Raw genomic sequence first — 26,010 nt, 5'->3', positions numbered from 1 at the left:
ATATCCCCCTTATAAATAGGCTGTTATTTCAAATAAATAAATTATGTTCTTAAAAAGGAGAGTTATCATGACAGATATCTCATTAAAGCCGGATGGCTTCGATGAGCAGAAGCTTTTTGTGCTGCCCGATTTCATGATGAATGAATTACATGAGAATCCGTTAACAAATTCCTTCTATGTGAGTGACATTGGCTGCTTCCCAAGAGCGAAGTTTCATTATCGAGAGCGTCCACAAGGATGTGACTCGCATATTCTGATGTATTGCGTAGAGGGTGAAGGGTGGATGGAGAGTCATCACAATAAGCTGATTCAAATAAAAGAACGGCAATTAGCTGTCATTCCTGCCGGAACACCCCATCGATATGGTGCTTCAGATGTGAATCCCTGGACAATCTACTGGATGCATCTAAAAGGACCGCATGCCGCTGCGTTGATTCAAACTTATGCCATGGATATAGAGCCGCTAACCTTTACACTGAACCTTCATAGCCAATGGATCGAAGATTTCGAGCAATGTTATGCCCTGTTATCGGATAAGCCTTATGCCATGCGTAATCATATCTATGTGTCTCAGTGCATTCGTCATCTGATCAGCCACGTGGGATTGAGTACCATGAACTCTGAGCAAGATAAAAAGAACGAACGTTATCTTGAGCAAGCCATTCGCTATATGACGGATCGAATCAACAGCCCTATTTCACTCCCGGATGTAGCGAAGCATATAGGATTATCGAAACAGCATCTAATTTATCTATTTAATCAAGAAACCGGAGTCCCCCCGATTGAATTCTATCTGCGCCTCAAAATGCAGCGAGCCGGTCAACTGCTAGCATTAACCGATCTACATATTAAAGAAATCGCTACTGCTATCGGGATGCAGGACCCCTACTACTTTTCTAGATTGTTCAAAAAAATAATGGGATGCTCGCCGACTCAATATCGAAGCATCCCAAAAGGGTAACAAGAAAAGCCACACGACCGCTGCACCTGGTAAACCAGTATAGTGGAGTGTGGCTTATATTTTTATTATAGAGGTTCTAATTAAAACTACGGTTGGAAACCCAGGAGCCTTGCAGTTTACGAAGCATAATAATTTGTCCGGTGTGGTATGAATCATGCAAAATGAGACTCATTACCTCTTCCCCTGGGGCATGACCCGAACCGCCCCAATCATATGCACCTTCTTCCAACGCCTCAATGATTTCTCTAAGCGCAGCATGCACGTCCTTCAGGTCTGCGACGGCCTTCGCCCATGCTTCTTCCCCTTCCGTTGTTACAGTGAAGGTATCATCGTTGCTTTCAGCATCAGGTTGTTTGGGCAACCCTTTTAACTTACGCAACAAACGAACCTTATAATATGTTAAATGGTTAACCGTCTCCCAGATGGAATTGATTGCACTCCCCTCTGGCTTCCAAAGTGCCTGTTTACTATCCACACCTTCCAGTGCATCGCTTAACGGCGGAGCCCAATCCTCGATATCCATGCAATAATCCCAATTTTGCAGCAGAACCTCACTGATTTTATTTTGCATGTTAACCTCCTAATACTAACTGAATTATGTAACTACTTAAACCATCATATAGTGGTTACGTAAGAAATGTAGCATATTTCCATCGCTCAATCAAGTAACTAGCTAATCTTATTTTTAACTGTTACAATGATTTGTAATCAGCGTTGAATCGGAAAGGATGAACAGACCGTGTTGTGGGAGGATTTCATTAACAGTTACTGGCGGGATTGGCGTACAGGGGATAAGAATAAGGATAGGGACAAGCTCGATGAAGAGGAGTGGGTTTCTAAATGGCTGAAGAAGCATGCTCTATTAGCAACACAGATGCCGAATGACATAGAACTGGCACAGCTTAAAGAGCTTCGCTCACTGCTATGGAAGTGGGTACAGACCATTGTACAAGGGGAATCAGTGTATGGAGAAATGCTGGAGCAGCTCAATCCCTATATGGACAAGGGCCCTGTTACGCGGCGAATGATATGGGAAAGTGACGGGCAAGCGGCGATAAAGCTGTTGCCACTACATAGCGGTTGGGAGCAGGTGATGGCGGAGATAGCGGCGTCTTTTGCGGAGGCTTTGCTTGAAAAAGAACCCTCAAGATTCCGTATCTGCGAGAATCCTGATTGTCTCTGGGTGTACTATGATGATACACGTAACCGTTCTAAGCGTTACTGCGATGACAAGGCTTGTGGCAACCTCATGAAGGTGCGGCGGTTCCGGGCGCGGAAGAAGGCTGAAAAAGGTTCGGAGTGACTATTAAAGGAACTCTTGCGGGATGACGAATTTCGATCAACATTTATCCCCCCCAAACTTTTCAACACTCCTAATACGTCTTGCTAGTAAGTGCGCTAATAACACACTTATTACAACTAAATGGAGCGTGAACACACAATGAAAAAGAGCCCTTTTAAAGTATTGAAGCTTGGTGTAGTCGGATTAACGGTTGTGGGAATAAGCGCTGGCATGTTACCAATGAATGGCACTGCTTTTGCTGATGCAGTGAACACGACTAAGCCTGCCATCAATGTACCGATTTCAGCTGTACCGATTTCCACCATCAATAACACTGGGATCCAAATCAAAGAAGTAATTCTCACATCTTCAACGGAGCTTCTGAATACAAATATTAAAGTGCCACAGATCGTAGGTATGTTGGACACTAAGGCTCAGGAAGAAATCAACAGTATCATTCTGTCTAATGCGCAGAAAGACCTTGCTCTTTGGGAAAAGGATGCAACTGAAGCAGCAGCAGACGCTAAAAAGGCTGGTTTTGAGTATCGCCCATATGAGCTAAATATTATTTATGACTTAAAGGAAAATAAAACGGATAACCCTTCTGGAATGATATCACTTGTGGTTACTTCTCAAGGTGAAACTGGTGGAACGGGTATGCCTCGTGTAGATACATATAATGTATTTAATACGAAACAAGCTCAGCGGATTGCCTTGTCAGATTTCTTTGGAAACGACTTTAAGGAAAAGTTGAATGCCGGTATCCTTGCGAAGATCAATGAGGAACCTGAGAACTACTTTATTGAGGATTTCAAAGGAATCAATGAAGAACAAGGTTTTTATATTGAAAATGGTGAGGTTGTCATCCTCTTCCCTAAATATAGTATTGCTCCAGGCGCCATGGGAACTCCTGAATTTCGTTTCAGTACCCATATTACGAACAACCCGAAGCTCGATTTAAGTACAATAGCTACATTTAAGAATGCTAATGGGGTTTCAATGGTGTCATTACGAGATGTGGCGAATCGTTTAGGATATGAAATCAAGTGGAATCAAACGTCGCGCTCAGCTGAGTTGAAGAAAGGTGCACAGTGGACCAATGTTACCTTAGGTAAAGATTCTTACTTTTTTGCCAAAATGGCACCTGTCACTTTAGGTACTGCTCCTATCCTAAAGAACGATACGATATACGTTCCGGTTAAAATGGTTACGGATATTTTACGTGTGGAAATTAAGAACGGCTAATTGGGCTAATGGCATTCCAGAATGATTTTTTGTTCTAGAATGCCTTTTTAAATTCATAGGCACTTGTGTACCGATTTCTGATCCATTCATGGTCACTCCTTTATTTACCAAGAGAAGTTAAGAACTTTTTTAAGTTAGTCATACGTCTTGCTGACATAAGACAACTGATGACGAAGGAATGAACTACCATGAAAGAAATCAAGGTTACACCACCGACTAACTCTTTAGAACCTGACAATTCCACGACTAGAAGGCGTTATATGCCGGGAATAGATGGACTTCGAGCACTCTCTGTGATCGCAGTTATCGCGTATCATCTCGACCTCAATTGGGCTCCAGGAGGACTTATAGGGGTCGGAATATTCTTCGTTCTGTCTGGATATCTGATCACGGATCAAATCATCCAAAGGTGGAAGCAAGACCGACGGTTCGATCTTAAAGATTTCTGGATTAGACGAGCGCGACGGCTATTGCCTGCTATGTTTGTCATGCTTTTTGTCACTGCTATGTGGCTTCTGTTGTTCGATCGTTCACGATTAGCAGCATTACAAGGGGACTTTATATCTTCAACGTTATACTTCAATAACTGGTGGCTTATTTTTCACGATGTATCTTATTTCGAGAGCTTTGGACCTCCTTCTCCTATAGGTCATTTGTGGTCGCTCGCTATTGAGGAACAGTTCTACTTCATTTGGCCATTGGTTATTATTGTAGGGTTACGCCTTGCACCTCAGCGAGGTAAACTCATTGTGATGTGTCTAACAGGGGCATTCCTCTCGGCACTTGCTATGGCGCTAATCTATCAACCTGGAGTTGATCCAAGCCGAGTCTATTATGGTACTGATACCCGAGCTTTTGCTCTACTGATTGGAGCCGCTCTCGCTCTAGCATGGCCGAGTCAAAATTTGACCGATAAGATTTCACGCAGATCTCGCTATATCCTTGACTTCAGTGGTGCAATCGGATTAATCACCCTCATTCTTATGATTTGGCGGACGAATGAGTACGGACAATTTCTTTATTATGGCGGCTTGGTTCTAGTGTCGATCCTTTCCGCAATTGTAATAGCTGTACTCGCACATCCTGCGAGCCGACTAGCTAAAATCATGGGTTGCAAGCCCTTGCGTTGGATTGGCGTACGTTCCTATAGTATTTACATATGGCATTATCCAGTCATCATTCTAACTAATCCTACAGTAGATACAGGTGGGTTCGATGGTTTCCGTGTTCTTTTTCAGCTGGGAGTTAGCCTCCTATTAGCCTCACTATCGTGGAAATATATCGAAGAACCTATTCGTCAAGGTTTATTAGGAAGATGGTGTACGAAATTAAGCATTCGTCTGCAATTCAAGATTCGACCCTTATTCATCTTTATTGCAGTCCCGTTAATCATATTGTCCATATCCTGTAGTAGCAACTTGGATACTAAGATATCCGCAGATCCGAATACAGGCACTAATATTAATCACGATAAGAATAAACATAATGTCACACTAGTGCCCCCTCAAAATGTACCAACACCTGTGCCTGTACCAGTACCAGTAGATCCACCGAAGAAGCCAGAATCTCAGCCTCAGGTAGAAGAAGCAGGTAAAGGTGTTACTGCGATAGGTGATTCCGTAATCCTCGATGCTGCTCCTTATCTACAAGAACTTCTGCCAGGCATTGTTATCGATGGTAAGGTAGGCAGGCAGATGTCACAGGCACAAGAAGTGGTCGATAAACTTAGGACGAAGGGGAAACTTGGCACTCGAGTGATCATTAATCTAGGTACGAACGGAGCTTTTAACTCCAATCAATTGCGGAAATTACTTATTTCACTTGAAGATGTTCAGCAAGTCGTACTAGTAAACACACGTGTACCGAAAAAATGGCAAAATACTGTGAATACTTTGCTTAAGAAAGTGGCTTTAGAATTCCCCAACGCTATGGTTGTAGACTGGCATTCCTCAAGCGAAGGAAAGGACTCTTACTTCTATGAGGATGGCGTTCATCTAAAACGAGAAGGTGCCAAATCCTATGCAGCACTTGTAGCTAAAGCCATACAAAAGGAGAATCAATGAGAATAGTAATCTAACAAACTAAAGCTACGCAATATAAAAAGAGAAGGGTTTTACGAATATGCTTAAGAGGAATAAAGAGAAATTACTCACTCTTTGTATTACAGATAACAAGGAGAACATATACCGTCTAGCTTACAGCTATGTGAAGAACAAAGAGGATGCATTAGATGTTGTTCAGGATTCGATTTATAAAGCTCTCTCCTCTATAGGGTTGCTAAAGAACCCAGAATCCGTAAAGAGTTGGTTGTTTAGAATCGTAGTAACTACCTCTCTGGATTTTCTGAGGAAACATAAAAGAGTTCAACCAGTAGATGATGAAGCACTCGACTTCTTTATCCCTGGTGCGGTAGACGTGTATCCAGATATTGATTTAGAAAGATCGCTGGATGATCTACCCCTTAAGTATCGAAATGTCATCGTCCTTAGATATATCGAAGATTTAAAGATCGAGGAAGTTGCGGAAGTATTAAATGAAAACGTCAATACAGTAAAGACTAGACTATATCAAGCACTCCAGTTATTAAGAGTCAACATGCAGGAAGAATCCTCAAAGGAGATCAATTAGAATGGATAACCAAATCAAAAAAATTATAGAAGATTATAACAAACTCCCTATTCCTGAGGAATTAGATTTCGTTGTAAGTAAAGCATTAAAGAAAAGGAAGATAAGAAGAATACGTTACCAGTGGATATCTGGAGTTTGTGCGGCAGCCCTATTTTTCGTGATTGGGATTAATGTCAATGTTAACATTGCCAACGCCTTCTCCGCTATACCTGGTGTAGACAGTATTGTTAAAGTGCTAACTTTTAGAGAATACAAAGTGGATGAGCAGACCTATAATGCAGACATAAAGGTTCCCATCATTACTAACCTAGAGAATAAAGAGCTGGAATCGACTCTGAATGAAAAATATCTCGAAGAAAACAAAAAACTATATGATGAGTTTCAAGCAGAGATGGAGTCTTTAAAGCAATCCGGAGAGGGTCATTTAGGGGTCGATACAGGCTTTGAGGTTAAAACGGACAATGCTGAGCTATTTGCTATTAGCAGATACGTGGTAAATACCGTAGGTTCATCGTCAACAACAATGCAGCACGATACGATAGACAAGAAGAATCAAATCCTGCTAAGTCTGCCTATGTTATTTAAAGATGATCGATATATCAGTATCATAAGTGAAAATATTAAGGAACAGATGCGCTCCCAAATGAAAGCAGATAAAGATATGTTCTACTGGATTTCAACAGATGAACCCAATGAAGACCTTTTTTATCAATTTGAAAATATAGCTAAAGATCAAGATTTCTATATCAACGATAAGTACCAGCTGGTTATTTCCTTTAACAAATATGATGTGGCTCCTGGCTACATGGGCGTTAGAGAATTCATCATTCCAACAGATGTTATTGCAGATGTTCTGGTCAGCCGTACGTACATTAAATAAATCATTATGAGACTCATAAGGGGTATGCGTTTTGTATCCCTTATGAGTCTTTTTTTGCGTGAAAAGTCATTAATCAATCCCTATGCCTCTAATGTCTTGCCATCCTATTTTTATTTCTTCTAATAATTCATCCCCTATCTTAACTTCTATACTTGAGATAGACTCTCCCCCAACGCTGTGGTAGAAATGAATCGCAGGATTGCCTGCCAGCACCCAAGTCATGAATGAACTATAATTTTTCTCCAATAAGTTCTGTGCTACGCTTCTTATGAGCCGCTTACCAAGACCTTTTCCTTGGTGTTCCTTAAGCAAATAAAGTGCGTAAAGCTCCGCATCGTAGAGATCCGGTTCCCTTCGCGCCCCTCCATTTGCAAAGCCAATGATCATCCCAGCCTCATCTTCAGCCACATACATAACCTCGTCTTTAATGGGATTTTCAAAATTCCGAATCCAGCGCTTACTTCTAGCTTCCACTGTGATTGCATCAAGAAACTCATCTGATATTAGTCCTTTATACGTGGTTTTCCAACTCATAGCGTGAACGAAAGCAATCCCGTCTATATCACTAGCTGTTGCTTTTCTGATCTTCATTTTATCTCACCCCTGCAGCGCCTTTCGCACGCTTAATATATATTTCGCCTGATCCAGCGGGTTCACACCCCGGCGGGTGCGCTCTGCGGATACATCTGAAGGACATTCTTCATAGCCGGCAAAAAAAGAAGTGAACGTGCTGCGCCCCTTTGTGTAGGAGCTTAAGCTGACGGGATAATCGAGCGACGTTGCCAGCGGCAAACGCCCTTCGATGATCATCCGGTCGCCTTGCAGCACAGGTGGATCGAACGTGCCGCGCATCTGAACCAGGTCGTTCATCACACGGCCGCCATTCTCCTCAGGAACTACGATGCGAACCTGAAGAATCGGCTCCAGCAGCTTAGTACCTACCTGCGCGAGTCCATCCATAATCCCCATAGGAGTCGCTACGGCAAAATCCAGCGGATGTGTATGCCACACATGATGCTGTCCCTCAATCAAGGTCACTTTCAGATCGGTAACCTCCCAGCCGTACAAGCCCTGCTGTAACGCTTCCGGCACACGGCGTGCGGTCTCGCTCTGATATTGCGGCAGCAAATCAGAACTCCGAACTACCGAATCGTAGACTAATCCACTACCTGGGGGACCTGGCTCAATCTGAAACCGCAAAATTGCCCAGCATGGCTTCGGCATTGTATAGGCGATAAAGCCTTCCCCAGCAGAGGCTGGTGTTTCTTTATAAATGACAGAAGGCTGACCAAAGGTAACCTGAAGGCCATAGCGCTCCTTCAGAACACTGTTCAGAATCTCCAGCTGAATAGGTCCCATTACTTTGATATGCAGCTCCCGTTCGTCCTGCAGCCACTGTGCATCCAAAAGCGGATCTTCATCCGCCAGCTCCTGCAACGCTCCGATAACCTTATGATCATCCATATCGGTTTCCCAGAATACGCGCACTGTTAACAGCGGCACTGCCAGCTTCGCTTCCTCCGGAATCGCCTCCGGATGGCCGAGTACGTCTCCAATACGCACCCCTGAAAGACCATAGATTACAGCGATATCCCCCGCTTCAAGCGCTCCTACATCCTCAGTACGGCCGCCTTCGACCTTACGGATCTGGGTCACTTTCCCCTGAATATCCTGTGTGTTGTTCATCACCGTATCGCGGTTACGGATCGTTCCTTCGTAAAGGCGGACAAACGCCATTCGTCCCATACTTTTATCACGTTGAATATTGTATACGATCCCTGATACCGAGCCCTCAGCATTTCCACCCGCACGAGGAAAATACTCAATCATCGCGTCCAGCAATGCCGTAATACCAAGCCCCTTGGCGGCAACACCATAAACCATTGGGTAATAGCGTCCAGATGCGGAAGCCGTCTTCATTGCTTTTTTCCAAGCTGAAAGATCAATCGAACTACCTGACATATACGCCTCTAACAGATCTTCATCCCGCTCAGCCAATGCCTCCAACAGTTCAGTCTGTGCCGCAAGATCAGCCTCGCTCCCCCACAAATCTATTGCCCCTATGTACTCCTGCTCTTTGCCCACCGGTTGCTGCACTGGAATGATATCACTAGATAAATAGTTTCTCGCCTCTGCCAGCACTGCTTCAGGGTCAGCACCTACCCGGTCCATTTTGTTCACAAAAATAAGCGTCGGAATCCCCAGCTTCCGCAGCGCGTTCCAGATCATCTCACTTTGAGCCTGAACACCCTCTACCGCAGACAAAATAAGCACCGCACAATCCATCACCCGCAAAGACCGTTCAACCTCTGACAGAAAATCTACGTGCCCCGGTGTATCGACAAGATTGATCTGCACACCTTCCCAAGTAAAAGAAGCCAATGCCGCCCGTACCGATATTCCGCGTTGCCGCTCCACATCCATAGAATCTGTTAATGCTGTCCCACTATCAACACTGCCAAGTGCACGAATGCGACCACTTTCATATAAAATATGCTCCGTAGTTGTTGTCTTCCCGGCATCCACATGGGCAAATATCCCCACATTAATCCGTTCTGCCCCTTGCTGCTGAATCATCTATAGTTCCCCTATCATGAGCTAGATTGATCTAAATTCATATTTTTTACATCCTTACATTCCATAGTAATATATCCACCCCTGTTGTTCCACCCTGCAGTTCAATTGGTTAGATTCAGCTATGTCGGGTATGTAATTACTAACTAAGAAATCTAACGCCAAGGAGGAAATTCATCATGACAGATCAACGTTTACAGGATAAAGTTGCAGTGGTTACAGGCGCTGGTTCTGGTATTGGAAAAGCTACAGCCATACGGTTTGCCCAGCACGGCGCTAAGGTATACATGCTTGACCGGACACCTGAGGACTCCTATGAAACTAAACGTGAAATTGAATCTGTTGGAGGAACAGCAACAGTAATTGAATGCGATGTCTCCAATCCAGGTCTAGTCGAAGAAAGTATTCGCAAGGTTGGGGAGGCGGCCGAGAAGATTGATATTATTTTTGCCAATGCCGGCATTAATGGTACATGGTCTCCTATCGAAACACTGGAAATCGATGATTGGGACAAGACACTGGATACGAACCTACGCAGCACCTTTGCCACAGTCAAATATGCCATTCCCCATATGAAAGAACATGGCGGTAGCATCATTATCACCAGCTCCATTAACGGCAATCGAGTATTCTCGAACATCGGCGCTTCCGCTTACTCATCTTCCAAGGCAGGACAAGTTGCTTTTATGAAAATGGCGGCACTAGAGCTGGCGCAATACGGCATTCGCGTGAATGCAATCTGCCCAGGATCAATCGATACACAAATTGGAGATAATACGTATAAAAGCGATGATCTTCAAGAAGTGAAGATTCCTGTGGAATTTCCGGAAGGCAATCATCCGCTGGAAAATGCACCGGGTAAACCTGAGCAGGTTGCCAATCTGGTATTGTTTCTCGCATCGGATGAATCTTTTCATGTGACAGGAACTGAGATTTATGTAGATGGTGCCGAGTCGCTCCTGCGAGGATAACGTTTTATTTGAATCGTGATAATATTTAATACATTCACTGCAACATTTTGGTCTATTCTACCATCTAAGAGTATGGAGGTGACGCATAATGAAGAAATCATTATTCATAAATAATGCTAAAAAAATGACTATAGCCTGCGGCATTTTGGCAGCGAGTATGTCTTTTGGGGCATCCGCTTTTGCTTTTTCAGATTTGAAGGGTGATCCTGCGGAAGCAAAAATCAACTCTTTGCACAAAGAGGGGATTATAAACGGAGTTGATAAAGATAAGTTTGCGCCTAAATCTAAAGTGAGCTTTGCACAAGGGATACAGTTCATCGTAGGCGGCTTGAATCTGAAGCCTGTGTCAGGTAGCAGCTCTTCTAAAGCCAGCGACTATTTTGATAAGGTAAGTGACAAAGCCTGGTATGCTTCAGCATTTGTGATTGCCAAGCAAAATGGCCTTTCACTCGACCGGACAGTGGACCCTAGCGGAACCATCACCCGCGCTCAGTTCGCTCACTTATTGACGCAAGCGCTGCAAAGTAAAGGTAATTTCCCTGTTACGCTGATGTATATAGACATTAAGGATGGCGATAAACTCTCTACTGAGGTGATAAACAGCCTCCAGATCCTGTTGAATACACATATTGCCACACTCGATAAGAACGGTAATTTCCGGCCAAATGATGCCATCACCCGCTCAGAAGCAGCCGCTCTGACCTATGATGCTGCCGCTTTTGCCAAACGCGTAATTGTGTCTAATGGAAGCCCTGCTACTCCTGCCTACGAGACTGAGGTTACACTAACCAAAGCCGGTGAAGGGGTAAATAAGGCTACGCTGACCGTTAATAATCTACCTCATCCAGGGTATGGACTTGTGATTGAGCGAATTGAATTTGGCAAAGACAAAACCGCTGTGATTTACTTTAATGTGACTGCTCCTGATCCAGGAAAAATGTACGCACAAGTGATTTCAAAAGCATCTGTTGTCACTTATCTGCCAGAGGGCTATAAAGCGATCGCTAAATCGGTATCCGGATCTACATCTTATTCTTCTAGTGCTACGCAATAAAAGCTCCGGACTCGATTCTAATGCTACGAATCAAATGAAGGTGCCCCAAAAGCCGTGAAATGGCTACTGAAGCACCTTCGTTTTTTTGAGGTCTTTCCCATGTTCTAAACCCTTCGTCATCTAGACCCCTAAGCTAGGGCGTCCATTGATCATGAATTATACCTACCAGTGCATGATCCTCTCCAATCTTCTCAAAAACTAGACGAAGGCTGCGCCAGTCCATCCCTTCCACTGAAGGATCGATCCCCTCAATATGATATTCAACGAAATCGTATTGATCCTTTGGATACACTTCGTTTAAGTTATTAATCATTGTGCCCTGACCCAGCCCTTTGTTCACAGCAATCTCGGCCGTCTGAATGAAATCCGCATCATAAACAAACCGCTTGTAGTAATCTGCGAAGGTCAGCTCGATGAAATCACCAGAGCCAGCAAATGTTCTCCACACTCTTTTGGTGGAATCATTCATTAAGTCCTCTACTTCATCCTGGGTGAATACAAGATCATGTTTTGTATCCACGTATGCATATGGAGAGAAGCGCAGCCCTTTCTCCCGATGTACCCATGCGGCCAGTTGCTTCATATCCTTATTCCTAATGGCGTTCATAACCGTAGACGCAGCTTCCTCAACTAATGGCGGCAATCCCTCTAGATCCTGCGGCTGCTCCGTGCTTGATGGCTCCGTCTGCTGTGGTAGTTCCGTCTCCTGTGGTGGTTCCGTCGTAACCAAGGGTTGTGCCGTCTGTGACTGCTCTGGTGTCTGCTTCGGCTCCGTACCCGCTTCTGGAGTTCCGCTACATGCAGTAAGCCATAACATAGCTGCTATCAGCGCCAGCCCACCGAGATTTTTTGCAAAGTACATAAGATTCCTCCTCACCTTTTGATCATTTCTTACTTAGACTGATTTGAACAAATGAAGGTTGCAAGCTTATACTAAAACTATCAATCAACTCTTGAATGACGGAGGGGTTACTATCAATTTATCAGAGAAACTAAAGAGCCTTCCCCTGACTCCCGGCGTGTATCTCATGAAGGATGGTCTCGGTCATATTATATATGTTGGTAAGGCGAAACAGTTGAAACGGAGAGTAAAATCTTATTTTCAAAACTCGAAGTCTCATTCCCCAAAGGTAAAACAGCTCGTTCGACATATTAAAGATTTGGATATTATCCTTACCGATACCGAATTTGAAGCTTTTATGCTGGAGTGCAAATTAATTAAAGAAATAAAGCCCATGTACAATCGAAAAATGAAAAATCCACAGGCTTATACGTATATCGTAATAGGAACGGATGATAAAATGCGTTCGTTAGAGATTACCTATGACCCTGCTGTTCAGGAAGGAAATCAGATTTGGGGTCCCTACACGAGCAGAAGTACTGTGGAACGCGCCGTACAAGGTATCAAGGAAAGCTCAAGAATCCTTTGCAGCAATCCTAGCTTCAAAAATTCCTTATGCCTAAACCATTCGCTTGGCTTATGCATAGGGATGTGTGCAGGCGGAGAAGCCGCAGATCAATATAATACAATCATTGATAGCGTCATAGCCCTACTAAACGGAACGGATGCCAGCCTTCTTGAACAGATGGAACAACAGATGACTGAGGCCGCAGAGCAATATGACTTCGAAACCGCCGCCAAATACAGGGATTACATCGGAGCCATCAGCTTCCTGAATCACAAAGAGAAGGTTATCGAATTCGCTGCAGAGAATCAGAATATCGCGATCCTTGAAGCCATGGATGAACAGACGCTTAAACTCCTATTGCTCAAGGGTAACCGCATCCTGATGCATACTAAACTCGAATATGATCAACCCGATATCACCCACCTGCAAGCCGTTATAACATCAGCGATTATGGACGCTTTCCGCGGTGAACTTAACCAGGCCCCGGCAGCAATCAGCCACCATGAAATTGACGAAGCACAAATTATATACAGCTATTTAAAAAGCAGCTCCTGCAGCTATATCATCGTGCAAGAGGATTGGCTTGCAGCCGAAAGTCCTTCCCGTCTAGACACTGCGGTGGACGAGCTGCTCCGGATCTTTTTAAATGCTGCTCCAACCCATTCGTATAATTTTTAATTCTAGGTATGGGTCGTGACTACGACAAAGACGGGCGCTATCGCTCCTACAGTTCCTTTTATACTAGTTAACGACTGCCTGCCTTTGCAGGCTTCGTTTTTCGGTTTCGGTTCAACAATCTTTTATAGGCCATTCACACTATTCTTTAATTCCTTCAATGGATTTCCCACGTCTATCTCCTCTATTAATAAGCCTGTATTTCAACTGTTACTCTAAACTTACCCAAAGAGAGCAGGTCCTTCACTCCTTAAACAACAAAGAAGGCTCCTTCAACCCCAGTACGGAGCGGAAGAAACCTCTTTTGAAGCTTGCATATCCCTCAACTATATCTACTCAAGCCTTCATTCAAAAGATTAACTGCAAAGGTTAATTGCTCTTCAGTTACAATAAGCGGGGGATGCCAAGTGATACAGTTCCCTCCTGCCAATTTAAAAGAAAGACCCTTCTCCAGGCAATAATACAGAACTCGCTCTGCTAATTCCTCATTCTTCTCTTTAGTCTCTCTGGACTTCACAAGTTCAATAGAGATCAGTAGTCCAGCAATACGGACATCTCCGATGTAATCATGTTTAGCCCATAGAGCCTCAAGTTTTTCTCTTACAAATTCAGACCGACTGATGCATTGTTCCTGCAGCTTCAAGTCATCAATGTAGTGGATAGTGGCACAGATCGCCGCACTTCCTAACGCCGGCTTCTCATGGGTATAGTGACCCAAAGAAATATCCGCCGCACAATCATATTGCGTTCTGGTAAGCACCGCCGCCTGCGGGATCACTCCTCCACCTAACCCTTTTCCGAGGACGAGAATATCCGGTTCGATATCAAAATGCTGATGAACATAGAATCTTCCACTCCGCATCAACGCTGTTGGAATCTCATCAAAAATGAGCAAAATCCCATATTCATCACATATTTTTCTTAATCTTGTGAAATAGGATGTTGGCGGGATATGCGTATCCGTCGCCCGAATAGGCTCAAGTAAGATCGCCCCGATCTCTCCTTCATGTTGAATCATATACTCCAAATAGTCGAGGCAGAAGGTAGCAACTGCTTCATGCGAATAACTTCTCAGCAGGTTGCGGTATCCGTTAAAAGGAATGGCTTTTAGCATCCCTGGCATTTGCGGGCCCACATCCTTTTTAAACACATATTCTCCGCCCACAGCGATCGTATCCAGCCCCGCACCATGAAAGGACTCCCACATGGAGATGACCTTATGTTTTCCCGTCCATTTGCGAGCAATCTTAAGGGCCAGACCTACAGCTGCACTTCCGGAAGGCGTAAATAATACTTTATAGTCCTTTGAGGTCGTTTTGTTGATTAAAGCTTCTGCAGCTTTCACCGCAATATCTGCCGTAAATCTTCTTGGAATGAACGGTAGCTCGTCGAGCTGTTTTTTCACAGCTTCAGTTACGTAAGGATTCTTATAGCCAATCTGATGAATGCTATTTCCATGAAAATCAAGATATTTGCGTCCATTCACATCTGTGATATAACATCCCTCAGCATCTACGATACTGTTCAAGCACGGCGTTGACATGGATTGTCGCATATATGCACGCTCGTCCGCTTCGATCCTATCTATACTCACAGCGCTTAACTGGGTCATCCACTCTGTCCGCAAGGGGCTAAAGTTGATGTCGCCTTCTCTTTTCAGCTCATGATTATCTCGCATAAGGTCTGATTCCTTGAGAAATCAGTACATTGATTCTCACAATCAGCTGAGGCAGCTCACTCATCGATTGAATCGTAAAGTCTGCCCCGTTTTGAATAAAAGAGGTCTGTGTCGCTGAGATCACCGTTTCCTTCTCCACGTCTGAAAGTGCATTAAATTCCTCCTGGCTTAAGCCCATTTCAGAGCTTCCAATGATTACACCTACGGACCAGACGCCTGCATTAACACCCTCTTGAATGTCTGAAATCGTATCGCCTACCTTAACAACCTTCCATGCTGCCGATAGCTTTAAAGCTTCCATATTATGATAAATCATATACGGGTAAGGTCTTCCCAGTGAATGCGTTCCATCTGGCGTGATTACATAATCCGGTTGATAGCCCTTCCCAGCGGCATTCGGAATGACAACTTCCATCATGGACTCTGTATATCCAGTGGTTGAACCAATCTTTAGTCCTTGGCTTCTGAGCACTTGGACGGTCTCAATAACCTGCGGAATCGGATCAGTATATTCGGATAAGGATGCCATCAGGGCCGGTTCGAATTCAGCATACAGGTTCTCTACATCCTGTTCAGTAAAAGCTCTGCCATACTTTTCTTCCCACAAGCCACCTACTCTTGGCATGGATAACATCGCGCGGATATGATCTATTTTCAGCATCCCCATAGGGGCTCTAGCTTCCTGCATCGTAACTTCAATCCCAGCTTCCCGAAAAATATCAAGAAACACATTCACCGGTGCAAAGCAGCCAAAATCAACCGTTGTTCCTGCCCAATCCAGAATTACGCCTTCGATTTGATTCATTGTGTCATTCCTCCCATGTATGCTTCGATAATATTACATAAGTTCTGGATATCTTCTTCGTAAATCTCACCAATATTCCCAATCCGGAAGGTATCATGCTCCGTTAATTTGCCTGGGTAAAGGACGTACCCCTTTTCTTTCACATATTCATAGAAATCTTCAAAGCTGAATGTCTCGTTCGGAAAAAGAAAGGTGGTTATAATAGGAGATTGCTTCTCGTCTGTGATATACGCCTCTATTCCTATTCTCGCAAGTCTTTCTCTCAGTACGCGGTTATTATTCTGGTATCTTGCTGCCCTTGCAGGAATGCCGCCTTCTTCGATCAGTTCTTCAATCGCTTTCGAAAAAGCAGCCACTACATGGGTCGGAGACGTATAGCGCCATTTCCCATCCGCGTCCATCGCCTTCCATTGATCATATAGATCAAGTGATAAACTACGTGCATTTCCTTTACAGGTGAGCAGTTTATTCAGTTTTGCAATGACAAAACCAAACCCCGGAACACCCTGAATACATTTATTAGCGCTGCTGATTAAATAGTCAATTCCAAGCCCAGGAACATCAATCTCTATTCCGCCAAAACTGCTCATCGCATCGATAATTAATGTTTTATCGCAGGCTTTTGCCAGTTGTGAGATCATCTCAAGCGGGTTAAGAATCCCTGTCGTCGTCTCGCAATGCACCATCGCAATGTGCGTAATGGCTGGATCCTCTTTAAGAATCCCTCTAAGCTCTGCCTCTTGGGGGAATTCATTATATAGGGCACTATACACACGATAATGGAGTCCGATATATTGCGCCATTTGCACAATACGTTCTCCGTAGGCACCGTTTGTAATAATCAAAAGCTTATCATCCGCTGAAATCGCCGTAGTCAGCACAGATTCCACTGCAAACGTACCACTACCCTGCATGAGAACTGTCGTATATTCATCGTTCGTTGCCCTTGCCAAATCCAGAAGTCTGGATCTGATTTGTTGTGTAATGTTCTTATAGTCCTGGTCCCAAGTACAACGGTCAAAGAGCATTTGCTCTTTGACCGTGTTAGTAGTTGTCAATGGACCGGGTGTCAGTAATTTATAGTTGTTCATGGCCCTTCACTCCTTCTAATCTTATTTATTTTCTTTAAAGAATTGTTGATGTTGCTCCAGCAATTCCACAGTCAACGGCTTAACAAATTTCATACTGTGTGCAGGTTTATGGATATCACTAACCGTTTCATCTTTATAAAGAGCTACTGGGTAATTTGTAATTAAGTCTTTTCTAGCATCTTTAACAATCGTTTCTGCCATTTTCATAGCCAGTTCTGTCGTTGCATCGTCTTTTTTCACCACGGCTACGGATTCTGTAAGCGAGAAGTTACCTTCCGTTGGATCTACATAGTCAATCGGTGCGCCTTCTTCTTTAGCTAGTACTGCCTGATGACGAAGTCCAAACCCTGCAGCTACTTCTCCTGCTTTTACCTTTTTAATCGGACCGGAACCGGAGCTTTCCAGATGTGGGCCTACATTAGCAACTAAATCATGCAGAACCGTTTTGCCTTCTTCCTCACCGTATTGCGAAATAATCGCCTGAACTAACAACCAGCCTGTCGAAGAATCCATAATGTTCGGAACAGATACCAAGCCTTTAAATTCTGGTTTCGTTAAATCTTTAATGGACGTTGGCATTGCCAGTCCTTTATCTTTAAGAACCGCTGTGTTAACAAAAATAGCACCGGTATTCGCCAAGATCGGCGTATAGTACGCTGGATAGGAATCTAGCGCGTTCGTCGTAAACGATAGGTCTTTGAACATGCTGTGTTTCTCTTGCGCACTTTCTACAAAATAAGAGCTCATCGTGATCAGGTTAGCCTCAATTTTGTCTCCCTCAGCCATCAGCTTTCCACCCAGCTCAGAAGTACCCAAGGATTGAAAGAGATATTGCCCTTCGTACCCCGCACCTTTTAGCGCAGTCTCCATAGAAGCCACAGCTTCTTCATCCGCATTGGTCAAAATCACTACTTTACTCGCATCACCCGATGCTTTATTTCCACAACCTGCTAATGTAAACACCAAACTCAAAGCCACGATAGACAACATAATCCCCTTGATTCCCTTAATTCTCTTAGACATAATTTCTCCCTCACTTTAACTGGTTTTTTTATATTTAAAATCGTTAACTAACGAGAGTTTGATTGCCTTTTCTGAAAATAGTCACCTAGGAGCTTGATAATAAGGTTGGTGCAAAAGATCAGGATGGATAGGACAAACACCTCATTAAATTTGGCGAAATGCTGCAACTCCTTTATTTTGCTAGCCACTACCGAGGTTTGGGCAGTCACTAGAAAGATAATTCCACTAATGGTCACCATCGCATTGATAAAATAGTAGCTGACCATCTCTATCACCGTGGATGCAGAGTTCGGCAGAATGACCCGGCGAATCGTCTGCAGCCAGCTGTCACCTAATAATTCAGCAGTGGTTTCCCACGATGGATTCATTTTCGCCAGAGAGTTCTTTGCCATCAAATAAGGAGTTGTAAAGTAATGAACAAGGGTGCAGAGCACAAGAATTGTAAAGGTTCCTTTGAGACTGCTGTTATTGAACAGAAGTAAATACGACAGACCAAGGACCATACCCGGTACCGTGTTCGTCACCATCGACAGGATGTCGAAGGTCGCTTTTCCTTTTATAGGCGTTCGTACATTAATGATAGCCGCAGCATACGCTACGATCGTACCTACGATTGCCGTCAATCCTGCTACCAGCAAGGAGTTTTTATATACATTGATTAAATCGCTTGATTGAAAAACATCCACAAAATGCTTGAACGTAAACGTTAGATCATAAGGATAGCCATTCACCAGCGGAGCAACGAACATGACAGCAAACACCGCCAGCAGTCCGATTAGAATCACGGATGAAATCAGTCCAAGAACCGAATCTCTGCCTTTATTCCGGATCATCTCGATTTCAGTCACCTTGTCATAATGGAAATTGAACTTTTCAAGATAAGTTAACAGCACCACCCCAAACGCCGCCGGTATTAACATCAGTACAGCAATCACAGCACCATTGTTGAAATCCGGTATTGCCCCAAGCATGACTTGATATAGCTGTGTAGCAACTACGTTATAAGTCCCGCCCACCGATGCAGGGATCCCGAAATCTGTGAAGCTCAGGATAAAAGAAAGAACAAACGCCCCTCCCAAGGTGCCCCACAAAGGCCTAACAATGGTGTTCATGAAGCTGCGCACCGTCCCGTCACCCATAAGCTTGGATACGACGATGAACTTTTTATCAATGTACTTGAACGAATTATGAATCAGCAGGAAAGCCGAAGGTAAGGTATAAATTACGTAGCCTATCAACAGACCATTAAATCCATAAATCTCAAATAAATTCCGCCCCAAGATTTTAGTAATCAGTCCCTGGTTGCCAAAAGAGTACATTATCGCAAACCCATATGTAATCGTAGGCAGCAGCATGGGGATCAGGATTCCAGTTCTAATGATGCTTTTTAAAGGGCGATAGATTCTTGTACAGTGGATAGTATAGGCAAGGATAAAAGCTAGAACAGTAGTGATGAGTGCCGTCGCACCGGAGACCTTCATACTGTTTCCGATGGACTCTCGAATCTCTTGATCTGCCAGAATGGTGAGATAATTGGATACCGAATAACCTTGGTCCGTTTCAAACGAGCGGATGAATAAAACTGCCAGTGGCAAGATCAGAAAAACGATAAATAACAGTACGATTGGGATAAAAATGATCCGCATTTCCGGTTTAGCTTTAGGCATAATGTTCACCGAACAGGTTATAGATATTTTCCCGTTTCACTTGCAGCTGCCCCAGAATAAATTCTTTTACAAAATCATTGCTAGGTTGTTGAATGATCTCTTGAGGCGTTCCGAACTGGGCAATATGACCTTGATTAATGATGAGAATTTTATCCGACAGGGTTAACGCCTCTTCAGGGTCATGGGTGACGATAATCGTCGTAAGCTTATATTCTCTGGCGATGGATTTAATCCGGGCTTTAATAGATTCCTTGATAATTCCATCCAGTGCGCTTAGAGGTTCATCGAGCAGTAATAATTTGGGCTTCATTACGAGCGTTCTTGCCAAAGCCACCCTTTGCTTCTGCCCACCCGATAGAGCGCCGATCTTCTTTGTTAAATGCGGCTTTAATTCCAGAAACTCGATATACTCCTGAACCTCATGCTCCGACGTTAATCCCTTTTTATTTTTCAGACCATAAACGATATTCTCGTAAGCATTTAAGTTAGGGAACAACGCATAATCCTGGAACACTATATTAAATCCGCGTTTCTTCATGGGTACATTACTTAAATCTTGATCATTAAAAATGATTTGCCCCTGCTCCATCTTAGCCAATCCCAAGATGATGTTTAGCAAGGTGGTTTTTCCACTCCCGCTGGGGCCGAGTAAGGAGACAATTTCCCCTGCTTGGATGTCTAGACTAATATCCTCTAGAACAACCTTGTTATCGTAATGCTTGCTTATGTTTTGTAATTTAAGCAAAGGTTCCACCTCCTCAAGTACAACCTCAGTATAAAAAGGTTTTGTTTTTGAGGATAAACAGTTACGTAAAATATATGTAAACTTTAAATAATTTGTGACTATATTATAAGTATATCTTGACTAAGTTTCAAAGGAGTTGTTGCTACCCTATCCTAATCCATTTATACTTCAACTATCGAAAGCGATATAAACTTTGAATGGGTGATTACATGTTTCCACTGGAAAGGCAAAAGAAAATCATAGAAATCTTAATGTTAAAAAAGGTTCAGAAGCTGCCGGAGCTAGCAGAAGAGCTTAATATTTCTATCGATACCCTTCGCAGAGATATCAACCTGCTGGACAAGCAAGGGAAGATCAAGAAGATTTATGGTGGAATTAAACTGGTGGAATCGGAGTTTGCCGAATCTCCAATGGATGCGCGGATGGTCGGTCACTTAGAGGAAAAGAAAATGATCGCGCAAAAGTGCAGCGAATATATCAACGATGGGGATTGCATCTATCTGGACAGCGGCTCTACCACCTATCAGATCGCCAAATATATCAAGAATAAAAAGAATCTCACGGTCATTACGAACTCCATTCCTGTGGTTAACGAGCTGATGAACAGTGCGGTTGAGCTTATTATCATCGGCGGAAAGGTCCGGCTAAATGAGCAGTCTGTCATTGCATATGATTATCTATTTAATTTCAGTGAGTTAAATATCCTTAAAGCTTTTATTTGCGCAAGCGGCATTACCCTTGAAAAAGGCATCTCCGACTATAACCTGGAGGAAGCCCAAACTCGTAAAAAAATTATCGATCTCTCCAAAGAGGTTTATGTTGCCGCAGACCATACTAAATTCGGGAAAGATGTGACCATCGGCATCGCCTCGCTCGATAAAATCGGGTACATTATTACCGACCGTAATATAGATCGAAGCTTCCTACAGAAGTTTAAAACCAAACGTACGAGCTTGATTGTTGCGGAATAAAGACTTTATCATCCATCTAAAAAACAAAAAGCCTCTCCTTGGATTTGAAATGGTGGTAACTCCATTTTACCTAGGGGATTTTTGTGTTTTTTAGATTCATAGACACTTACCTGATGCCATGATCGATAATTAGGGAATATCTCCCTAAAATCAAAAAAATTCTGCGCTTCAGACTACTAATTAGGGAAAATCTCCCTATAATTCAGGTGATTCGTTGGTAAATGTAGATATTCGCCTAATTATCAGGGAGGAATTCCCTAATTCCATTGATTTTATGCAAATATCAGCTTTTTTCAGGGAGTTTTTCCCTAATTACTCTCCCAAACATCATTGTTCTGAACATCCCCGAGCTTAACATCATAGACATCATTTCAGGAATCTCTTAAACTAAAAAATCAGAAGTACTATTACATTATGGAGTGTGAATATGCCCTTGAATCAGATGTCCGAATTACACCAGAGAAACAAATTAATTATTTACTTGTTTTGGGGCTGTTTGTTGTTCGGTTCAATTTCGCTTTACAGATTTCCACAAACAATCATGGCGATTATGTCAGCAGCGGTACCCCTTGGCTTATTGTGTACGATACTAATTTGGAAACGTGTGGCTACACCCTATATTATGTACATAACAGCTATTGGCTTTAATATCATTACATACTTCTATATCGATGCAGGAACTAGCATTATAAGCACATTTATTCTATATTGGGGACTAGGCATCGTATCCCTCTATCACAACTATCGTCCGCTACTCCTTAATGGAGTAATTTCTTGGATCTTACTCAACTATTTCCTGATGACGAAACCAATTTACGCTTCAGTAGATGTATTAAGAATTAATACACTTCTCATCGTCATGATATTGGTTCTGATCTATCAGAGTCAGATTGGTACGAAAATGTTCAAAAATATGTCTAAGAGCAGCAACGAAGCTGAACATGCTAGAGCAGAAATGGAGACCATTCTAAAAGGTGTTACTGAATCCGTAGGAGTTCTGAGTCAATCTAGTAACCTAATGAATAACAACGTATTGACTACAGATCGAATTTCCAAAGAAGTCGTGACTGCCTTTCAAGAGATTGCCAGCGGAGTGGAATCACAAGCACAGAGTGTCAGCGATATCTCAAATGCCATGCAGCAATTAAACGAATCGGCTACGCAGGCAAATACGGCATCCATCTCAATGAGCACAAGAAGCCGTAATACCGATCAAATCACGCAAGAGGGGCAAGCGCAAATCGTTCGCTTAACTGGAAATATGTCAGAGGTCATGGATATCGTAAAGAGTACTGCTGACTTGCTGACACAAATGAATGAAGAGAATCAGAAGATTGAATCGATTGTTTCCAGTATCGTGGGGATCGCTGAGCAGACGAATCTTTTGTCGCTAAATGCTTCTATTGAAGCCGCACACGCAGGAGAACATGGCAAAGGATTCGCAGTGGTGTCCAATGAAATCCGTAAATTAGCACAGAGCTCCCACAATGCCTCCGCAGACATTACTCAAATTCTTAGAAGCATTCAAAGTCATATTGCTCAGGTTGGCGATATGGTATCTAACGGGTTGCTAGTTGTAGAATCCGGAAGAAATTCCGCAGATGATATTGCTCGATTGTTCGAGGGTATTCGGAATAATACACAACAGGTGCTTGAACAAGCAGAAGATTTGAAGAATAGGAATGATCACATCAAACACGCTTCCTCCCTTGTACTAGGTGAAGTCCATTCCGTGACTGCGATTACCGAAGAGAATACAGCAGCAATTGAGCAGGTTCTTGCGAGCGCTGAGGTTCAGCAACAACATGTTTCTGAAACAGTAGTCAGCATCCGCAATCTAAATGAATTAGCTACTAAGCTAAATAATTTAACGAGACCCTCATAGGTCATGCTGTGTTAATACCATTCATTCAAACAAGCATAAACGCCTTTGCATCCCTATAAGAACAGTTAGCAGTTATGCGAGAACTATAAAGATAAGGATAGCGTGAAACTTATACTTTCTTATATTGAAAAAAGCCATCTACTCCAGGAATAGATGGCTTTCTTTGTTTATTTAATTAAGGCTTCCCGCCTCAACACGCGGTGGACGCATGGTCAGGCTGACCCTGCCCTTCTTCAGGTCAACACCCATCACCCAGACGGTGACATTGTCTCCTACGGAGACAACGTCCATCGGGTGCTTCACAAAGCTGCCGCTGAGCTGGGAAATATGCACCAGCCCATCGTTCTTGATGCCGATATCGACGAATGCGCCGAAATCGATCACGTTGCGGACGGTTCCCTGCATTTCCATGCCGGGAACCAGATCCTCGATCTTCAGCACGTCGGTGCGGAAGATCGGTAACGGCAGCTCCTCGCGCGGATCGCGGCCCGGACGCTGCAAGCTCTCCAGGATGTCTCGAAGCGTTGGCACGCCGACATCCAGCTTCACAGCCAGCTCCTCGGCATTTTGTGCCTCCAGCTGCGATGCCACTTCTTTGCTGCCAAGCTTGTTAACATCTAGGCTTAGCTCACGGAACAACCGATCCACCACCGGATAAGACTCGGGGTGAATAGGTGTGCGATCCAAGGTGTTGTCTCCACCAGGAATCCGCAGGAAGCCGATACATTGCTCATAGGACTTGGCACCTAGACGAGGTACCTTTTGCAATTGCTTCCGTGTCGTGAACTTACCGTTCTCTTCACGGTACTTAACGATATTTTTAGCAATCGTTCCATTAACGCCTGCTACGTAAGAGAGCAAGGCTGGAGATGCCGTATTAACATCTACGCCCACATGGTTAACCGCCGATTCTACGACAGCCTTTAAACTCTCTTCCAGATGCTTCTGGGAGACGTCATGCTGATACTGTCCCACACCGATAGCTTTCGGATCGATCTTCACCAGCTCTGCCAGCGGGTCCTGCACACGACGGGCGATTGAAGCCGCACTGCGCTCTGCCACATCCAGATCCGGAAACTCTTCCTGCGCCAGCTTGGAAGCCGAATAGACACTCGCTCCCGCTTCATTTACGATCAGGTAGGCCAGCTCTGGATCGCCAATATCGGCGATCACTTCTGCCGTAAATTGTTCTGTTTCACGAGAGCCTGTCCCATTCCCGATCACGATAAGCTGAATGCCATATTTAGCGATTAGTTCTTTAAACTTAGCTGCAGCTTCAATTTTCTTGTTGTTCGGCGGCGTAGGATAGGTCACGGCTACTTCAAGCAGCTTACCCGTATCGTCTACGACGGCCAGCTTACAGCCGGTACGGTATGCAGGGTCAACACCCAGCACACAACGTCCCTTAACGGGCGGCTGCAGCAGCAAGCTGCGTAGATTCCCAGAGAAGATCGAAATCGCTTGGTTCTCACCCCGTTCGGTCATCTCTCCACGAACTTCACGCTCTACGGAAGGAGCTATCAGACGTTTGTAAGCATCCTCGGTCACTGCTTCCAGAAGCTCCTTCACCGGGGATGGCCCTTTAATGATTTTCCGCGCAATGTAAGCATGAATTTTGTCAGTGACAACCTCAATGCCTACCTTCAGAATATTCTCCCGTTCACCGCGGTTAATAGCGAGTATACGGTGAGGTGGCATTTTGTGTACAGGTTCACGGTAGCTATAGTAGTTCTCGTATACGGATTCCTGCTCTGCATCCTTAGCTTCAGACACAAGGATGCCCTGACTTGCCGTATATTGCCGTACCCAAGAGCGGACCGCAGGATCGTCAGCAATATTCTCGGCGATGATATCTAGCGCGCCTTGAAGTGCTTGATCTGGGGTCTCTACTCCTTTTTCAACATCTATATATTTCGCAGCCTCGGTTTGTGGGTCCCCTTGTCTCTGCTGCTCCATAATCCAGTTGGCAAGCGGCTCTAAGCCTTTTTCCTTCGCAACACTAGCACGAGTCTTACGCTTCTGCCGGAAAGGACGATACAAGTCCTCCACTTCCTGAAGCTTGACTGCGTTAGTGATTTGTTCATGAAGCTCCTTGGTCAGCTTGCCCTGCTCTTCAATATTGCGGATCACGTCTTTCTTACGTTCGCCCAAATTGCGAAGATAAGCCAGCCGTTCTTCAATATCACGCAGCGCATTTTCGTCCAGCTCACCCGTCATTTCCTTCCGATATCTGGCGATGAACGGAATCGTATTCCCCTCATCCAGCAGTCCAACCGTTGTACGCACCTGCTTCAGGCTAATGTTTAATTCCTTGGCAATCGCTACAGTAATCAGTTCCTGCTCCCGCTGTGCGGCCGCCTCATCCGTAATGACTCCCGTATTGCTGTTATCTACCGTCATTAGTATCCCTCTTCCCGTACACAATCTGCTTATACAATTCTTGTTCTCATACTTAAAATAGTATCA

The 26,010-nt window shown here is 43.9% G+C and carries 22 protein-coding genes and 1 pseudogene; 12 read left to right on the top strand and 11 right to left on the bottom strand.

Annotated features, from left to right (window positions below; genetic code table 11):
* The first annotated feature begins 67 nt into the window (after positions 1-67).
* Entirely contained in the window at positions 68-961 is an 894-nt protein-coding gene (locus R50345_RS05530; RefSeq protein WP_052414479.1) for an AraC family transcriptional regulator, read from the top strand.
* A 76-nt stretch (positions 962-1,037) separates the two neighbouring features.
* Here R50345_RS05530 and R50345_RS05525 read toward each other — a convergent pair whose 3' ends face one another.
* Positions 1,038-1,532 (bottom strand): DinB family protein, encoded by a 495-nt coding sequence (locus tag R50345_RS05525; protein ID WP_042124764.1) that lies wholly within the window; start codon positions 1,530-1,532, stop codon positions 1,038-1,040.
* 168 nt (positions 1,533-1,700) lie between these two features.
* Between R50345_RS05525 and R50345_RS05520 the strand changes: the two genes are divergently transcribed.
* From R50345_RS05520 to R50345_RS05500, 5 genes are all read left to right on the top strand, one after another.
* Positions 1,701-2,264 carry a CGNR zinc finger domain-containing protein gene (locus R50345_RS05520; protein ID WP_042124762.1) on the top strand — a complete coding sequence of 188 codons (564 nt, stop codon included), beginning with the start codon at positions 1,701-1,703 and terminating at the stop codon, positions 2,262-2,264.
* A 138-nt stretch (positions 2,265-2,402) separates the two neighbouring features.
* On the top strand, positions 2,403-3,488 hold the full coding sequence (locus R50345_RS05515; RefSeq protein ID WP_052414478.1) for a stalk domain-containing protein: 1,086 nt from the start codon (positions 2,403-2,405) through the stop codon (positions 3,486-3,488).
* Between the two features lie 188 nt (positions 3,489-3,676).
* The gene (locus R50345_RS05510; protein ID WP_156114725.1) at positions 3,677-5,551 is read left to right on the top strand and encodes an acyltransferase family protein; all 1,875 of its coding nucleotides are present in this window, start codon (positions 3,677-3,679) and stop codon (positions 5,549-5,551) included.
* Positions 5,552-5,609: 58 nt separating this feature from the next.
* Positions 5,610-6,116: an RNA polymerase sigma factor SigV gene (locus R50345_RS05505; RefSeq protein WP_042124760.1), complete on the top strand. Its 507-nt coding sequence runs from the start codon at positions 5,610-5,612 to the stop codon at positions 6,114-6,116.
* 1 nt (position 6,117) lies between these two features.
* On the top strand, positions 6,118-6,996 hold the full coding sequence (locus R50345_RS05500) for an anti-sigma-V factor RsiV (RefSeq protein WP_042124758.1): 879 nt from the start codon (positions 6,118-6,120) through the stop codon (positions 6,994-6,996).
* A gap of 69 nt (positions 6,997-7,065) precedes the next feature.
* Here the strand turns inward: R50345_RS05500 and R50345_RS05495 are convergent, their stop codons facing one another.
* Together R50345_RS05495 and R50345_RS05490 are read right to left on the bottom strand one after the other, a co-directional pair.
* Complete coding sequence (locus R50345_RS05495; protein WP_042124756.1) at positions 7,066-7,587, bottom strand: GNAT family N-acetyltransferase; 522 nt, start codon at positions 7,585-7,587, stop codon at positions 7,066-7,068.
* Between the two features lie 6 nt (positions 7,588-7,593).
* A complete protein-coding gene (locus R50345_RS05490; protein WP_042124754.1) occupies positions 7,594-9,573 on the bottom strand; it encodes a GTP-binding protein in 1,980 nt (659 codons plus the stop codon).
* A 176-nt stretch (positions 9,574-9,749) separates the two neighbouring features.
* Here R50345_RS05490 and R50345_RS05485 point away from each other — a divergent pair, with 176 nt between their 5' ends.
* Positions 9,750-10,541, top strand: coding sequence for an SDR family oxidoreductase (locus R50345_RS05485; RefSeq protein WP_042124752.1), 792 nt, complete (start codon positions 9,750-9,752; stop codon positions 10,539-10,541).
* An 88-nt stretch (positions 10,542-10,629) separates the two neighbouring features.
* Positions 10,630-11,595 carry an S-layer homology domain-containing protein gene (locus tag R50345_RS05480; protein ID WP_052414477.1) on the top strand — a complete coding sequence of 322 codons (966 nt, stop codon included), beginning with the start codon at positions 10,630-10,632 and terminating at the stop codon, positions 11,593-11,595.
* A 133-nt stretch (positions 11,596-11,728) separates the two neighbouring features.
* Here the strand turns inward: R50345_RS05480 and R50345_RS05475 are convergent, their stop codons facing one another.
* Entirely contained in the window at positions 11,729-12,457 is a 729-nt protein-coding gene (locus tag R50345_RS05475; protein ID WP_042124748.1) for a hypothetical protein, read from the bottom strand.
* Positions 12,458-12,623: 166 nt separating this feature from the next.
* Here R50345_RS05475 and R50345_RS31815 point away from each other — a divergent pair.
* Positions 12,624-12,827 (top strand): annotated as a pseudogene (locus tag R50345_RS31815) (GIY-YIG nuclease family protein); the annotation flags it as partial.
* 18 nt (positions 12,828-12,845) lie between these two features.
* A complete protein-coding gene (locus R50345_RS05470) occupies positions 12,846-13,682 on the top strand; it encodes a UvrB/UvrC motif-containing protein (protein WP_231574238.1) in 837 nt (278 codons plus the stop codon).
* Between the two features lie 319 nt (positions 13,683-14,001).
* Here the strand turns inward: R50345_RS05470 and pbfA are convergent, their stop codons facing one another.
* From pbfA to R50345_RS05440, 6 genes are read right to left on the bottom strand one after another with little or no spacing between them, the layout of a single operon-like run.
* A complete protein-coding gene (gene pbfA / locus R50345_RS05465) occupies positions 14,002-15,357 on the bottom strand; it encodes a (R)-1-hydroxy-2-aminoethylphosphonate ammonia-lyase (RefSeq protein WP_042124746.1) in 1,356 nt (451 codons plus the stop codon).
* A complete protein-coding gene (gene phnX / locus R50345_RS05460) occupies positions 15,347-16,162 on the bottom strand; it encodes a phosphonoacetaldehyde hydrolase (RefSeq protein WP_042124744.1) in 816 nt (271 codons plus the stop codon). The genes pbfA and phnX overlap by 11 nt, the downstream gene beginning before the upstream one ends.
* Entirely contained in the window at positions 16,159-17,253 is a 1,095-nt protein-coding gene (phnW, locus tag R50345_RS05455; protein WP_042124742.1) for a 2-aminoethylphosphonate--pyruvate transaminase, read from the bottom strand. The genes phnX and phnW overlap by 4 nt, the downstream gene beginning before the upstream one ends.
* Positions 17,254-17,274: 21 nt before the next feature.
* Complete coding sequence (locus R50345_RS05450) at positions 17,275-18,276, bottom strand: extracellular solute-binding protein (protein ID WP_042124740.1); 1,002 nt, start codon at positions 18,274-18,276, stop codon at positions 17,275-17,277.
* A gap of 47 nt (positions 18,277-18,323) precedes the next feature.
* A complete protein-coding gene (locus R50345_RS05445) occupies positions 18,324-19,943 on the bottom strand; it encodes an ABC transporter permease subunit (protein ID WP_042124738.1) in 1,620 nt (539 codons plus the stop codon).
* Positions 19,936-20,688 (bottom strand): ABC transporter ATP-binding protein, encoded by a 753-nt coding sequence (locus R50345_RS05440; RefSeq protein WP_042124736.1) that lies wholly within the window; start codon positions 20,686-20,688, stop codon positions 19,936-19,938. The genes R50345_RS05445 and R50345_RS05440 overlap by 8 nt, the downstream gene beginning before the upstream one ends.
* A 197-nt stretch (positions 20,689-20,885) precedes the next feature.
* Between R50345_RS05440 and R50345_RS05435 the strand changes: the two genes are divergently transcribed.
* Together R50345_RS05435 and R50345_RS05430 are read left to right on the top strand one after the other, a co-directional pair.
* On the top strand, positions 20,886-21,659 hold the full coding sequence (locus tag R50345_RS05435) for a DeoR/GlpR family DNA-binding transcription regulator (RefSeq protein ID WP_331281353.1): 774 nt from the start codon (positions 20,886-20,888) through the stop codon (positions 21,657-21,659).
* 541 nt (positions 21,660-22,200) lie between these two features.
* Positions 22,201-23,544 carry a methyl-accepting chemotaxis protein gene (locus R50345_RS05430; protein WP_197069748.1) on the top strand — a complete coding sequence of 448 codons (1,344 nt, stop codon included), beginning with the start codon at positions 22,201-22,203 and terminating at the stop codon, positions 23,542-23,544.
* 171 nt (positions 23,545-23,715) lie between these two features.
* Here the strand turns inward: R50345_RS05430 and R50345_RS05425 are convergent, their stop codons facing one another.
* Positions 23,716-25,944: a Tex family protein gene (locus tag R50345_RS05425; RefSeq protein ID WP_042124732.1), complete on the bottom strand. Its 2,229-nt coding sequence runs from the start codon at positions 25,942-25,944 to the stop codon at positions 23,716-23,718.
* Positions 25,945-26,010: the final 66 nt, after the last annotated feature.

Origin of the sequence: Paenibacillus sp. FSL R5-0345 (assembly GCF_000758585.1) — a bacterium.
Classification (GTDB): domain Bacteria; phylum Bacillota; class Bacilli; order Paenibacillales; family Paenibacillaceae; genus Paenibacillus_AQ.
Note: the sequence above shows the minus strand (reverse complement) of the source record. Positions and strands in the feature narration are given on the sequence as shown.